The sequence below is a fragment of the Dyadobacter fanqingshengii genome, from assembly GCF_023822005.2.
In the GTDB taxonomy this organism is placed as follows: Bacteria; Bacteroidota; Bacteroidia; order Cytophagales; family Spirosomataceae; genus Dyadobacter; species Dyadobacter fanqingshengii.
Map to the genome: position 1 here is coordinate 1,053,284 of NZ_CP098806.1, position 15,025 is coordinate 1,068,308.

Genomic DNA, 15,025 nt, shown 5'->3' on the forward strand with positions numbered 1-15,025 from the left:
GCTCTTGATTCCTGAGAAAGGATAATATGTGCCTACAAAAACACTATGCCAAGATTTTTGCATGGAAAAGGAACCAGTAAATTCAATTTGTAAAAAAAATCAGGTTTGGGCTTGGAAAATCTGTTTAATTATCATTTACTTTGTAATGCAAAGTACTTTTAAATAATCGTCTTAATCATGCCATTGTTCTATGAAAGATCAAATCCTGTTAAATCTCGACAACCCTGGTCAGCTTGAAAAGTTGTATCGGACAGACAAACCGACATTCAAGCGCGCGTTCAAAGCTTTATATCCCGACTTGCAAGGCAATGTCCTGGCCAGCTTTTGGAATGAGCGGCTCAATTTTGCAAGCGAGGAAATTTCCTGGGGCAGCAGCAAGGAACTAACGTTTGTCGTTGTGGCCTCACTGATCGCGGGGCTGATCGCAAAAATCCCGACGATGTTCCATATCAATGAGGACTTTTTCTACCCGCGCAATATTGGTTTTGTGGTTTTCCCAGCATTAATGGCCTTTTTCGTTTGGAAAAACGAAATGCACAAACGCAATATCATTGTGTTGGCGGGAGCAACACTCGCGGGTCTGGTTTACATTAATCTGCTGCCGGATGTGGACACGAGTGACACTTTGGTTCTGGCGTGCATTCATTTGGCGTTGTTTCTCTGGTCATTATTAGGCTTTGCGTTTGTTGGCGACCGGAGTAACGTGGGTGAAAAGCAACTTGGATTTTTAAAATACAATGGTGATTTGGTCGTCATGACGGGACTTATCCTGATTTCGGGAGGCATTCTTACAGCCATTACGATCAACTTGTTTTTGCTGATCGGCATTAAAATTGACGAATTTTATTTCCAGAATATCGGTGTTTTCGGTCTGGCGGCAGCACCCATTGTTGGCACATATCTTACACAGACCAATCCACAGTTGGTAGGCAAAGTTTCCCCGGTTATTGCCAAAATATTCAGCCCGTTGGTGTTGGTAATGCTGCTTGTTTACCTTGTGGCTATGATTTACTCAGGAAAAGATCCTTATAACGATCGCGAGTTCCTGCTGATTTTCAATGCATTGCTGGTGGGGGTGATGGCGATCATTTTCTTCTCCGTTGCCGAAACCGCCAAAACGAGCAGGAGCCAGGCCGAGGTTTGGGTGATTTTCCTGCTATCCATTGTGACTATCGCCGTGAACGGCATTGCACTTTCGGCTATACTATTCAGGATCTCGGAATGGGGGATCACGCCGAACAGGGCAGCGGTGCTGGGTAGCAATGTGCTCATCCTGATTAACTTGCTGCTGGTAACGATACAGATCTACAAAGTAATGACCAGAAAAAAGGATATCATCGAAGTAGGAAAAACCATTGGTTCTTACCTGCCCGTTTACTTCATCTGGACGATCATTGTAACATTTGTATTTCCATTGATATTTGGGTTTAAATAAAGGATCTGGGATGAAGAATGATGTTCTTCATCCCAGATTTTTGATTAATAAAACACGGTAATTTTTATAGACGGTTCTTAATAGGAATGGCATATGTTAATTCCTTGCTTTCAACAAACTCCCCTGTTTGTTTCAGCTTATTTAGTTTTTTTACATACCCGTTTGCATCCAGATTATAAGTGTATTTGTAAGTGGCGGGATAATTGGTACGGATTGACTTTTTTACACGATGTTTTCCAAAATTTCCAAAAACAGGTAAATATGGGTCCCCAATCCATCCTAGAGTAGATGGTCCAAAAACATGCATGGGAAGCGTTTCACCTTTGTCCAATTCAACCGGTCCGCCGACATATTCGGTATATTCATACTTCATCATGTTGAAAAACTCATCTCCTTTTTTGGTATTGTTTACCATTAAAAACTTCACCGCATTTCCCAGATTATCATATGACACCGTTACAGTGCTGAGAACTTTATCCATCAATATTACTTTAACCAGCTGATTCTGGCCATTGTATTGATAGGCAGCATGAATGGTTGATAACACATTAACGCCTCCTGTTTTGTAGTTGGTAACTTTCAATTTCGAGGCCCGTCCGTTCTCTAATTGCCATTCCATTTTCTTTTCCTTCACATTATCATGATAACGGATGGATACAATTGAGTTGCCGATATATTCATAATCTACCCGGTAAGTGCTATATCCTGTAAATTTTGGATCAGCTGTACCATTAACCTGTTTAATTCGACCATCTGAATGGTAAACCAGCGTTTCATTGCCGAATTTTGATAGTCTGAAATTGGGGGTCATTGCTGGCGGGGCCTGGCTGATTTTTTGTACATCTTCGGCTGCTTGAATTGCCGTTACCTGGCTTTCTTCCTGGCAGGACATTAAAAATAATCCGCAGGCAACCCCGGACATGATTGTGACTTTTCTACATAATCTTTTCATAGTAGTAAGCGTTAAAATGGATTTTTACCGCTGTAATACTAGGACAATAGATTTTGTTTTTAACAGAGAATGAATATCCGGTCGATGCAATGAAACTAACGGTAAGGACGAAAATTAGAAAAATAACTATTTAGTTGTTATAATAAAATTTGGGATGTATTATTTCCTATTGCATCGTAGTAATAATTTTGTATTATATAAAAGGCCATCCCGATTTACTGAGATGGCCATGAACATTAATTGCTTAGGAGAGTTTACTGATTCAATTCAATATCAAGTTTGTATCTTTGAAGCAATCCCTTCAAATTTGATCCGGAGAATTTAGATCTTTTCAGACGGTTTAATGTAGGGTCAATATTAAAGTTGTGAGCAGTCCTGAAATCAGTTTTTTCGAGAATTGAATCGACAAATCTTGCGCCGTCCAGATCACAATTGTCAAAAATGGCTTCTGTTAAATCCGCTTCTTCAAAATTTGTGCTGAGCAATGAACAATTTCTAAATGTTGTTTTATTTAACTTGGTATTAAAAAAAATAGCATGATCCAGCACACATTGATCAAATGAGAAAGAGAATATAAATGCGTTGCAAACTGAAAAATCAATGCCATTTATTTTACAATTGGAGAAAACTACCTCGCGAAAGCCGGCACCATTAATTTTGGTTTGCGAAAAATCACAATCAATAAATTGACATTCGATAAAGTTATTTCCCGTGAGATCGCTTCCCTGGAAATTGCAGCGTATAAATTCGCAATTGATCCAGACGCGATGATCTAAATCTTCTTCTAGAATGAATACATCTTCAAAATGATTGCTGTGTTGAATGGACGGGTCAATTAACGGATTCATATCGATATTATTTAAATAGGTCATGGCTTTTAAAAACCAGACACTTAACTAAGAGTTTACCCTAACATTTATTTCTATTTAATGCAATTATAGCTTATGTTCTTCATTCACCAACTGCCTCCTCGGGAAAGCGCTTGGTAAGCTTGCCAACCGTAAGTCCTTGAACGATAATGGAAAACAGCACCACGAAGTAAGTGATAGCCAGGAAAATATCTTTGTTCAGGTCTTTATCAATCGATAGGGCCAAGGCAATGGAAACACCACCGCGCAAGCCACCCCAAACCAGGATTGCAATCGATTTTTTGCCAAACTTATTTTTGAACGGGATTAATTTCACGGGAACGTAAATGGAAATGAAACGGGCCAGTAACACCACAACGATCGCGATCATTCCTGCCCACCCAAACTGTTTCAGATCCGGAATTAGCAGCAGTTCGAAGCCGATAATGAGGAACAAAATTGCATTCAGGATTTCATCGATCAACTCCCAGAATTTATCAATGTAATCGCGTTCCATATCCGAAACGGCGCCAGGGTTTTTACCATAGTTCCCAACCACAAGTCCGGCTGCGACCATGGCAAGCGGGCCCGACATATGCAGCGCCTGTGCAGCCAAATGTCCGCCCATTACAATAGCGAGTGTAATTAACACATGCACATTATAGCCATCAACTTTGTAAATCATCTTGGATCCCACAAACCCGAGCGCGAGTCCCAGGGCAATTCCGCCGAGTGCTTCTTTCACAAAAAGCATGGTAATTCCGCCGAATGTAGTATTCACTTCTTCGCCTCTGGCGAGCGCGAGCATGAGGATAAAAATAACCACGGCCATTCCATCATTAAACAAGGATTCGCCCGCAATTTTGGTTTCGATGGATTTGGGAACGCCAGCCTGTTTCAGAATCCCCAAAACGGCGATAGGGTCGGTTGGGGAGATTAATGCGCCAAAAACGAGACATTGGATCAGCGGGATTTGAATGCCCGTGAAAGGCAGCAGATAGTAAACCAAAAAGCCAATTATAAACGTCGACATCAGCACGCTCAGCGTCGAGAAAACAATAATAGGAAGCCGCTGCTCGCGTAAATCTTCCAGGTGAATGTGTATGGCGCCAGCGAAGAGCAGGAAATTAAGCATAGCGCCCATCAGGATTTCCGTTAGATCAACACTGCCGATCAGCGTTGTGATCCGCAAAAATATCCTTGGGAAAATCGTGTCCGTAGCGATCAAACCGAGAGAAACGAGCAGCGCAATAACCATTACGCCGATAGAAGGCGGTAATTTTAGAAATCGTGAATTTATGTATGAAAATATAGCCGAAAGGACGATTAAGGCAGAAAACGAATAGTATAATTCCATGCAATAATTTTTAGATTAATCTAAAATAACGAAACACAGCGCTTAAAATCAACTCGGAAAGCCGTTTCGCGTAAACTCTAATGGTTTTCTAATGTTCACTTTGAAGTAGGGCGTGACGACTTTTCGGACATTGTTTATTAGGTTTACAACCCCGAAACCTGACCCTGCTATTGGCCCTTATGAGACAACATCTGCCACTTTGTTTGTTGCTGTTCCTATTGATTTCGTGCAATGCCAAAAAGCAAAATAACACCCCTGAGTTGAAGGAGCCGGCCGTTTCAGGGCAGTCGGGCAGAGAGTTGGCGGCGACGCATTGCAGCCGTTGTCATGCTTTTGTGCCGCCTGAAATACTGGGAAAACCGAATTGGAAAAAGGTGCTTCCGGACATGCACGAGCGCATGGGGCCGATCCTTGCCAAAGCAGACTGGCAGAAAATCGAGCAGTATTTTATAACCAATGCACCGGATTCCGTTGCTCCGCCAATCCGCACGAATAAAATCCGGATAGGCCTGAAACATTTCAGATATAAGGAAACCTCGTTCTCCCACCGGCCCGCCATGACCTCCATAGTAAAAATCCTGCCAAATAAGCGGGGCATCGTATATAATGATAGTAAAGGCAAAAGCAATGTGCTCACATTCCTGAAACCCGACCTCAGCGAAAATTACAGCATGCGCCTGGAATCTACACCTATTGACTTTTACGAAAAAGGGGAGGAGTTATATCTGACCATGATCGGCAAAGGTGTTTTTCCAACGGATGCACGCGATGGTGCGCTGCAACGACTGGTGAAAAACGATTCGGAAAAAGGCTTTAAATCCGGGAACATTGCCATCTCAAATTTGCAGCGGCCCGTTTCGATGGCTTACGGAGATTTGAATAAAGATGGTTTTGAGGACGTCGTCGCCTGTGAATTCGGGAACGAAAGCGGGCAACTGTCCTGGTTTGAAAACAATGGGCGAGGAGGTTATGACAAACGGACCCTGCGCGATAAACCCGGCGCAATTACGGCCATTATTAAAGATGCCAACAAGGATGGGCTAATGGACATTTACGTGCTCATGGCCCAGGCAGACGAAGGTGTTTTTCTCTATATCAATCAGGGTGGTGGCAAATTTGAGGAAAAACGTTTGCTATCATTCATGCCGCTCAATGGTTCACAGCATTTGGAGCTCGCGGATTTCAATAAGGATGGTTTTGAGGACATTATTTATGTGTGCGGCGATAATGCGGACAAAACGCCCATCTTGAAAAATTATCACGGGATTTACATTTTCCTGAATGATGGGAAATCCAGTTTCAAACAATCCTATTTCTATCACATGAATGGTGCTTACAAGGCCATGGTGCGGGATTATGATCTGGATGGCGATCTGGACATTGCCGCGATTTCCTTCTTTCCTGACTATGCCCGTTATCCTGAAGAGAGTTTTATTTATTTAAAAAACCAGGGAAACTTGAAATTCGAAGATTACTCATTCCCACAAGCGCCCAAAGGAAGATGGATCGTTATGGACGCGGGTGATATGGATGCGGACGGCGATATAGACTTGGTTTTAGGCTCATTCGTACATTTTCTTCCGCTGGGTGACAAAACAGGATTAGGCAAAAAATGGATTTCAGACGGGCCTTCAATCATTGTTTTGGAAAATACAATCCGGTAAACGAACTGGTTTACCGGATTGCATACAGTATTATTTTTCAACCTTGCCAAGCGGCCGCGCATTCTTCCCCCTGCGTTTTTGCAAATCATCCCCCAGATCTTCGCGCGCAGCTTCCGCGATCTTTTCCAGCTCTGCTACGATTTCGGGATTTTGAGAATAAACGTCATAACGCTCGCCGGGATCGCGGTTCAGGTTGTAAAGTGCGAGCGGGATCGCATGGTCTTCGGGTGCGGCTCCGGGCTGACCGTCTTTTCCGGGTAATGATCCTTCATAAGTGCGTCCGGGATGCGCAAAAACCAGTTTCCAGTTGTCCTTCCGAACTGCTTCCAGATTATTTTTCCGATAGTAATACAGGAAATTTTCACGCGGTTTTTTGGTCTCGTCGCCTTTCAGCAGATCGGCGAATTCAATGCCGTCGATCTTTTCTTTCGGCAGCTTTGCGCCGGTTAGTTTTACCAATGTAGGCAGGATATCAATGTTGGCTAATAGCTTGTTGGAAACCCTGCCAGCCGGCACAACGCCAGGCCAGCGGATCATGGCCGCCACGCGCTGACCGCCTTCGTAGGACGTCCCTTTTCCTTCACGGAAACCGCCCGCCGAACCTGCATGATCTCCATAATTTAGCCACGGACCATTGTCGCTGGTAAAGATCACGATCGTGTTATCATCTAAGCCCTGGTCTTTCAGCTCTTTCATAATTTGCCCAACCGACCAATCCAGCTCCGTAAGCACGTCGCCGAAAATGCCACGCTCGCTTTTTCCTTTGAAATTGGCACTCGCAGCTAGCGGAACGTGCGGCATCGGGTGCGGCACATAAAGGAAAAATGGCTTCTTTTTATTGCGTTTAATGAAAGAAACGGCCTTTTCGGTGATCGTTGGTGTAAGCGCACTCGCGTCGTTCAGGTCTTTAATTTCCTTCACCTGCTTGTTGCCATCAATCCAGAACAGCGGCGGATATTGCGCCTGTTTTTGCCATGGGTGCAGCGGCCACATATCGTGCGAGTAGGGGACGCCATAATATTCTTCAAAACCCTGTTGCTTCGGTAAGAAAATCGAATCGCTTCCCAAATGCCATTTACCAAAAATCCCGGTTGCATAACCATTAGCTTTCAGCAATTCGGCAATCGTCTCTTCCTGCGGATGCAGCCCTAGTCCTTGTTTCGGCCCGAATGCGCCGTAAACGCCCACGCGGTTCGGATAGCAGCCCGTCAGTAAAGCCGCACGCGAAGCACTGCAAACAGCCTGGGCAGCCATGAAATTCGTGAAACGCGTTCCCTCCGCAGCCAGTTTATCAATGTTGGGTGTTTTGTAACCCAATGCTCCCGTAACGGAAAGGTCACCGTAACCCAGGTCGTCGATAAAGAACAGGACAATGTTTGGCGTTTTAGCTGCCGGTTTCGGGGCCATTGCCACCATGAATGTGGCAACGGTTAGCACAAGAAAGGGTAAAACAATAAACTTTATTTTTTTATTAAAACGCATATTACCAGCCCGGGTTTTGGGTTAATGATGGATTTAAATCTCGCTCTTTTTGCGGAATCGGCCATAAATAATGACGGCTTGCATCGAATGATTTGTTCACAGCAACCACTTCCACTGTTTTCAATGCACCGCTTGCATCTTTATAAGTGATGCCATAAACAGGCCCCGGCATTACTTTTTCGGCTGTTTTCCAGCGGCGGATATCAAACAGATGCTGTCCCTCAAAAGCCAGTTCAACGGTCCTTTCACGGCGCACAATGTTTCTCATTTCAGCTTGTGAAGTGATTTTTACAGCAGGCTGTTTTACATCGGCTCTCCCGTTTCTAACGAGGTTAATGGCAGCCAGAACGCTCGCATCAATTTGTCCCAATTCAATTTTTGCTTCGGCGTAAGTCAGTAAAACCTCCGCATAGCGCAGCAGAATAATGTTAACGCCGCTATTGACCGGGTTTGCAAAGTCCTCATTATTAATGTATTTCTTAATGTTGAACCCTGTGGTGGAAGCAATGTAAGTGCTGCCGATCGCATCCGCCGTTCCGCTGTTGGGCGCGGGTTTGAAAGCAATTCCACTGGGTAGGATATCACCGTCCAGGAAAACTGAAAACTTCAAACGCGGGTCGCGGTTTACATACGGTGTTGCAGGATTGTAGCCGCTCGTAGCATCCGTAATGAGCTTTCCGGCAGTGGTTTCGTATGTATCCACAAGTGCTTTGGTAGGCACATATGTGCTTTGGCTGTTTTTCTGGCTGTACGGCGCCAGAAGCGGAAATACATTGATCGGGTAATTGTCTTTGATAAACTGTCTGTCAAACAGAACCTCCTTATTATTTTCGGCCGCGTAAGTGAACAATTTTTCATAAAAACTATACAATTCATAAGTCCCCGATTTGATCACCAGATCAGCTTCCGCAGCCGCTTTTTCGTATCGGCCTGCGTACAAGCTCGCCCTCGCCGCAAGTCCCAGCGCCGCGCCTTTGGTCACTCTTCCAATGTCCGAAGCCGGGTAAGTTGCGGGCAGTAACGCAGCCGCTTCGTTGAGTTCTTTGTCAACAAAATCCCAGATTTCGGCCACCGGTTTATTCTGCAAATTCCTCGATTCATCGATGGTGATGGAGGTCGTTACGAGGGGAACACTGCCGTATAAGCCAGCTAGTTTAATGTATTGATAAGCACGCAAAACCTTCGCTTCGCCTTTCAGTTGGTTGATCAACGCTGTGTTGCCGGTTGGCACTTTGTCTACATTTTCAAGAAAGTACGAAGTCGCGCGGATGCCCCGGTAAGCGCGTTTCCATTCATTGTAGATTTTCGAGCTCGTTCCGTCGTAAGTGCCCAGCTCCACGTAAGCCTGCACATCAAAATTCTGGTTCGTATGCGCGATCTCGGTAAGCGCATCCCAGCTGATAATGTTGGTACTATCCAGATCTGTATACAAGGCGTTTACGGCCAGTTTTGCATCGGTTTCAGTTTGCCAGAAAACATCAACCGACAACCGGTCGTTAGGGAAAGTTTCGAGCAAGTTATTGTCGCAGGAAACCAGCAGGCCGGACGAAATGGCCATTGTGGTAATGATATATTTGAATGTATTCGTTTTCATAATTTTCAGTTCAGCTATGCTTATAATGATCAGAATTGAAGGTTTAAACCCGCTGTGTACAAGGCAGTTTGCGGAAAATATACAGCGCGGCCAGACGGCGCTTCCGGATCCAGGTTCCACTCATTCAGTTTGGAAATGGTGAAAACATTGGTTGCCGAAACATACACGCGGATCCTGCTCAAACGGATTTTTTGAGACACAACCGATGGCACATTGTAAGCCAGCTGCACATTTTTCAGGCGCAGGTAGGAGCCATTCAAAACCAGGCGGTCCGAAGTGGCCACATTTCTCAGGTCGTATTTCACAGGACGCGGGAAACGTGCATCTGTGCGCTCGGGAGTCCAGTAATTGTTGGTGTAAATCTCATGCGTAAATCCTTCCTGATTTCCCATTTCGGCCAATGCGCCCGCCAAACGGGAATCCACTTTTGCTGCACCCTGGAAAAGAATGTTCAGGTCAAAATTCTTGTATGAAAAGTCAGCATTCAGCCCGAAAGTGTATTTGGGAAATGAATTTCCGATGGCCGTCATATCATTCGCATCGATCTTTCCGTCGCCGTTCAGGTCCACATATTTAACATCGCCCGGCTTGGTGTTGGCTGCATAAGTGGCTTTGTATTCGGTAATTTCCTGCTGTGTCTGGAAGAGGCCATCGGTTTTGTAACCCCAAAGCGTGTTGATGGGCAGACCCTTTTTGATAATGTAACGCGGGTCAATGTCCGAGCCGGTAAGGTAAGGGCCGGTCCCTTTCAAATCGGTCACCAGGTTTTCGTTAATGCTCAAATTTCCACCTACATTATACCGGAAACCGCCAGCCGCAGGCGTTCCACGATAATTCAAACTGAATTCCCAGCCTTTATTCTGAACTGAACCTGCATTTTGAGGCGGCGCCGTCAAACCAATGGTTGCGGGAATGTCGAGGTTAAGGAGAATGTCATCGGTTTCTTTGTTGTAATAATCAACCGTCAAATTCAGTTTTCTTTGGAAAAATGCCGCGTCCAGACCAATGTCCAGCTGCGTGGTCGATTCCCATCCCAAGTTGGTGTTGGCCAAAGTATTCTGTCGATAACCCTGAACCGGCAGCGCGCCGAAGCTGTAACCGTTGGCTGTAAGCGCAGCATAATAGCTGTATAAATCCACCGATTGATTCCCGGTAATCCCCCAAGATCCTCTGAATTTCAGGTCATTCACCGTGTTTTCAAGCCCTTGCCAGAACTTCTCCTTCGAAATCCGCCATCCGGCTGAAAATGAAGGGAATACGCTATATTGCTTTGAGCCCGTGAACTTGGAAGATCCGTCATAACGACCATTCACTTCCAGCAGATACTTGCCATCATAATCATAATTGACACGCCCAAAAAACGATCTCAAACCATATTCTGCATCTCTTCCGGCGTTTGTTTTGGTCCCGTCATTCGCGCCCTGGCCGATAGACCCAATGCCATTGTTATAAAAACGCTCGCGGTATGCCGACAGGAATGTTTGCGTATTGCCAATTTGCGAGTAACCCACCAGCGCTTTCAGGTTATGGTTGCCAAAGGTTTTTTCATAAGTCAGCAAGTTGTTGATCGTGTATTCCCGAAGCGTGTTGCGGATCTCGTAAAGGCTGTTGTTCGCAATGGTCTTGGTAATGTTGGTGTTTTTGTCTGTATTGACGTACGAATTTGTGTAGTTTTTCTGCTGCGTATAAAGTCCGCGACCGGCAATTTGGGTTGAGAAAACAAGTCCTTCTGCGATCTCAAAGTCAGCTTTGATATAACCCGCCAGATAATCTGTTTTTTGCTTGGATTGCCCACCTATTTCGATGAACATCAACGGATTGTTTCCCTGCGTACTCAGCCCGTAAGTGCCGTCCGGATATTTCGGAACCGCCCACAGTGAGCCATGGAAAAAGTTGTTCAAAGGTGAAATCACTTCCCCTTTCGATGCATCTGTATTCGTCGTTGGGTTTTCGGTGCTCGTTGTGCGGTAGTTAATGTCGGCACTAACGCGGATCCTTTTCGAAACATCATAATCCGTATTCAGCCTGAACTCGCCGATTTTATTGCCGAAATTTTTGATCACCCCTTCCTGATCCTGGTAACGAACGCTCAAACGCGTGCGCAAAGCCTCGGTCCCGCCCGCAATGGACAAGGAGTGATTGTGCTGAGGCGCAGTGCGTAACAATGTTTCAAACCAGGTGTTAGGTAAAGGATACTTTTCACGGTCGGTCGCATTCACATACGCCTGGATCGATTCTTCGGTAAAACGTGCCGGCACCGCTGAGCCTGCATTGGTGTAAGCCGCCACCTGCTCGCGCATATAAGCTTCCAGTCCCATCATTTTAGGCACATTATTGGATTTTTGAAGCGCGTAATAGCCGTGGTAATCCACCTGCACTTTGCTGCCTTTTGCACGTTTTGTGGTGATCAGAACAACGCCGTTTGTCGCGCGAGAACCGTAAATCGCAGTGGAGGCCGCATCTTTTAATATGGAAACAGATTCAATGTCATCGGGGCTGATGTCGCTTAGCTGTTGCTCAATGCCGTCGACAATCACCAATGCATCGTTTTTGCCCAAATCATAACCGCTTGTGCTGCTGCCGTTAATGTTGAATGTCGTAATCCCGCGAACCCGGATCGTCGCATTGGATTTTCCCGGCGATCCGCCTAAATCCGTCACGGCGACGCCGGGCATTAAGCCTTGAAATGATTGCTGAATGTTGGAAACAGGCCTGCGAGCCACGTCCTCGCCCTTAATGGTTGACACCGAATTGGTTAGGCTATTGCGTTTCTGCGTTCCGTAACCCACAACCACGAGTTCATCGAGTTGTTTTGTATCAGCGGCAAGTTGAAGGTCAATGACGTTACGGCCGTTCAGCGAAGCTTCCTGGGTAACGTACCCGATTCCCGAAAAAACAAGGATCGCATCCGAAGGAGCGCTTAATTCATACTTTCCTTCCACATCGGTCGTCGTGCCGGTAACTGTATTTTTAACAACAATGTTAACCCCCGGCAAACCGGTTTTGTCAGTGGCGGATGTTACGGTTCCTTTTACAGTAACATTCTGAGCGTAAGTAGTTAAGCTCGTAAGAATGAAGGCCGAAAAGAAAACCCATCCCCGTAAATTCGGGATTGTTTTTGATAGATTTTTAAACATTTTTGGATTGAGATTTTTAATGAATAAGGAAGTTGGTGGTTGTAATGTTTTTACTTTTGCGAGGGCAAATGTAATGGATAGAATATTTAATCGATTAAGTTAGTAGACAATTTAATTGCGTATCCTTTTTCTTTGTAATAAAATCACCAAATAAATAAAAATAGGCCCATGGAAAATTCAGAAAACAAACAAAAACACGAACAGATCCAGTACATTGAATTCCTTTCGAAGGATCTGCAAAAGGTGAAGCAATTCTATTCCGAAAGTTTCGGCTGGACGTTTACCGATTATGGGCCGGAATACACGGCTTTTTCCGGCGACTATGTGGATGGTGGTTTTACGACGGGCACGCCCGTCCGGGGGAGCATTCTGGTTATTCTTTACTCCGGGGACATTGAAACGACGAAGGAAAAAGTGTTGAAAGCAGGCGGCGTTCTGACGAGGGATATTTTTGAATTTCCCGGCGGAAAGCGCTTTCAGTTCACAGATCCGGACGATAATGAGCTGGCGGTGTGGTCTGAATAACTGCAAAATCGGAACAGGATAAGAGCTGCACCTATGTTCCGCGCGTATCGAACACATGCCCGTGATCAGCGTTGAGCGCGATGGCGCGCATACGGGAGCGGTCGTTCCACTTAATGTTGTTTAAAATGGCCCTTCCGCATTAATATGGTCTGCTTTTTTCGCGCTTCCAGGCATTTCGCCGCGCTTGTCTTTTGCTGGTGTGGGTTTACCGTTTTCGCGGTCGTACCAGTCGGGCGTCAGGTTTGCGGGCTCGGTGTCGCCGGTTTCTTCCTGCCATTGTTTCAGGATTTTTTGTAACTCCGCAATGGGCGCGGCGTATGTTTTGTTGGCTATTTCATTTCTGGATTGCAGTGGATCTTTGAAGTTATCAAAGAACTCTTCGGCGGGTCGCGGTGCAATGAAAGCATCTCTTTGAAGCAATGTTAACTTGCCCTTTGCTTTGGCCAACTTCAATGCTGTTGCGGACGGGCTTTGATTGGCATCAATAGGTCCGCCATTGTCCAGTTCCGTTCGTTTATTGATCACATATAAAAAATCCTTCGTGCGCACCGAGCGCTCGTAAGCAGCGTAATCGTGCCAGTTATGCTCGCCAAAAACATATTTCCTGAATTCTTGATCGGGTGTTCCAAACAGCGCTGCAAAGCTTTTTCCCTGAACCGTTTCGGCTGGTTTTACGCCAGCCAGTTCCAGCAACGTCGGCGCAATGTCAATGCTGCTGACCAAGCTTTCCGTAACAGTTCCTGGCTTTATTCCTTTCGGCCATTTGACAATGAAAGGTGTTTTTACACCCGCGTCATACAGTCTGGTTTTGCTTCCAGGAAACGGTCTGCCATTATCAGCTGTGAAAATGATAAGCGTATTTTCCGCAATCCCCTGGCGTTCCAATTCTTTTTCCAGCTCGCCTACATAATGGTCGAGGCGGGAAATTTCATTATAATAAAATGTAAGATCTTGCCGGGTTTCCTTAGTGTCTACCAATGTTGGCGGGACGGAAATTTCTGTTTCGGAATGGTGCTGCGGTCCTTCTGTTGTTGTTGACCATGGGCGGTGTGCGTCGTAAGCGGCAAGCCAGAAGAAAAATGGCTTGTCTTTTGGCCTGGCTTTAAGCAGATTCACCCATTGCAGTTCACCGCCTTCGCCGTTGGCTTTTTTGTCGACTAACAATGTATCGTAATCTCGTTTGGTCGCCGGGCCTTCATGCCATTTCCCTACCAATGCAGAAAAATAGCCTTTCTGCCGAAGCTGTTCCGGGAAAAATATCAGATGTGCGGGAAGGGGAGAATGCAGCTCGGCCGCACCCGTGTTATGCGGATATCGTCCCGTTAGAATGCTTGTCCGGCTTGGACTGCACGAGCTGGCCGTCAAATACATATTCTTAAACAGGAGTCCGTTGCGTGCAAGCTTGTCCAGGTTGGGCGTCTTGATCTTGGTGTTCCCATAAGCGCCAATGTCATCCCAGCTGATATCGTCGCCGATGATGAAGATAATGTTAGGCGCATTCTGGGCGCTGGATTTCAGGAAGCTGCCAATGAGGACAGCCATCACTAAAATAATGTATCGGGTTAGGCGATGAGTGAACAATGTTCTACTTAATGGATAGGGAAGGTGAAATTACTTAAAATTATTAGACAAATTAGGGGTTGTATGATTTGAAAAAGAGCGGTCCCGGTTATGGCCTAACTGGCACGAAGCCACCGCAAGCTACCGGCAATCCAAGAAAAGGACTTCAAAATTTCCTGCAAATTTGTGAAATCATTTCACAAATTATATATTTATGAAATCACTGAACACATACTATACTATACGAATGAGCAAAACCAGGAAAGAGAAATTAGTAGAAGAGCTTAGAAAGATTATTGAGGAAGCTGAAAATCTGCTAATAAACACTCCCGAGGATGTTACCGCGGGAGAATATCAACAGACCATTGAAAGAATTAAGCATCTCAGAGAAACCTTGAAGAATGTTTTGAAAATGTAAAATCAAGGGTTGCCTCATTGAATCATACAGGCGTCCCAAACAATCAAGAAGCG

11 protein-coding genes are annotated in these 15,025 nt (G+C 45.4%); 4 read left to right on the forward strand and 7 right to left on the reverse strand.

What is annotated here, in order from left to right; all coding sequences use genetic code 11:
- The first annotated feature begins 190 nt into the window (after window positions 1-190).
- A complete protein-coding gene (locus NFI81_RS04160) occupies window positions 191-1,435 on the forward strand; it encodes a hypothetical protein (protein ID WP_234613930.1) in 1,245 nt (414 codons plus the stop codon).
- Window positions 1,436-1,499: 64 nt separating this feature from the next.
- Here the strand turns inward: NFI81_RS04160 and NFI81_RS04165 are convergent, their stop codons facing one another.
- The 3 genes from NFI81_RS04165 to NFI81_RS04175 all read right to left on the reverse strand — a co-directional run bounded on the left by NFI81_RS04165 (window position 1,500) and on the right by NFI81_RS04175 (window position 4,592).
- Window positions 1,500-2,387 (reverse strand): hypothetical protein, encoded by an 888-nt coding sequence (locus tag NFI81_RS04165; RefSeq protein WP_234613927.1) that lies wholly within the window; start codon window positions 2,385-2,387, stop codon window positions 1,500-1,502.
- Between the two features lie 254 nt (window positions 2,388-2,641).
- A complete protein-coding gene (locus NFI81_RS04170) occupies window positions 2,642-3,235 on the reverse strand; it encodes a pentapeptide repeat-containing protein (RefSeq protein WP_234613924.1) in 594 nt (197 codons plus the stop codon).
- A 103-nt stretch (window positions 3,236-3,338) separates the two neighbouring features.
- Entirely contained in the window at window positions 3,339-4,592 is a 1,254-nt protein-coding gene (locus NFI81_RS04175; protein WP_234613922.1) for a cation:proton antiporter, read from the reverse strand.
- Between the two features lie 179 nt (window positions 4,593-4,771).
- Here NFI81_RS04175 and NFI81_RS04180 point away from each other — a divergent pair, with 179 nt between their 5' ends.
- Window positions 4,772-6,256, forward strand: a complete 1,485-nt coding sequence (locus NFI81_RS04180) for an FG-GAP-like repeat-containing protein (protein WP_234613920.1) — start codon at window positions 4,772-4,774, stop codon at window positions 6,254-6,256.
- Window positions 6,257-6,286: 30 nt separating this feature from the next.
- Here NFI81_RS04180 and NFI81_RS04185 read toward each other — a convergent pair whose 3' ends face one another.
- Genes NFI81_RS04185 through NFI81_RS04195 form a run of 3 tightly spaced genes read right to left on the reverse strand, consistent with a single transcriptional unit; the run spans window position 6,287 to window position 12,469 of the window.
- On the reverse strand, window positions 6,287-7,738 hold the full coding sequence (locus NFI81_RS04185; RefSeq protein ID WP_445438739.1) for a sulfatase family protein: 1,452 nt from the start codon (window positions 7,736-7,738) through the stop codon (window positions 6,287-6,289).
- A 1-nt stretch (window position 7,739) separates the two neighbouring features.
- Complete coding sequence (locus tag NFI81_RS04190) at window positions 7,740-9,332, reverse strand: RagB/SusD family nutrient uptake outer membrane protein (RefSeq protein WP_234613918.1); 1,593 nt, start codon at window positions 9,330-9,332, stop codon at window positions 7,740-7,742.
- Window positions 9,333-9,361: 29 nt separating this feature from the next.
- The gene (locus NFI81_RS04195; protein ID WP_234613916.1) at window positions 9,362-12,469 is read right to left on the reverse strand and encodes a SusC/RagA family TonB-linked outer membrane protein; all 3,108 of its coding nucleotides are present in this window, start codon (window positions 12,467-12,469) and stop codon (window positions 9,362-9,364) included.
- Between the two features lie 168 nt (window positions 12,470-12,637).
- Here NFI81_RS04195 and NFI81_RS04200 point away from each other — a divergent pair, with 168 nt between their 5' ends.
- The gene (locus NFI81_RS04200; protein ID WP_234613914.1) at window positions 12,638-12,994 is read left to right on the forward strand and encodes a VOC family protein; all 357 of its coding nucleotides are present in this window, start codon (window positions 12,638-12,640) and stop codon (window positions 12,992-12,994) included.
- Window positions 12,995-13,114: 120 nt separating this feature from the next.
- Here the strand turns inward: NFI81_RS04200 and NFI81_RS04205 are convergent, their stop codons facing one another.
- A complete protein-coding gene (locus NFI81_RS04205; protein WP_234613912.1) occupies window positions 13,115-14,536 on the reverse strand; it encodes a sulfatase family protein in 1,422 nt (473 codons plus the stop codon).
- 265 nt (window positions 14,537-14,801) lie between these two features.
- On the opposite strand from NFI81_RS04205, the gene NFI81_RS04210 reads away from it, so the two are divergent.
- Complete coding sequence (locus tag NFI81_RS04210; RefSeq protein WP_234613911.1) at window positions 14,802-14,972, forward strand: hypothetical protein; 171 nt, start codon at window positions 14,802-14,804, stop codon at window positions 14,970-14,972.
- Window positions 14,973-15,025: the final 53 nt, after the last annotated feature.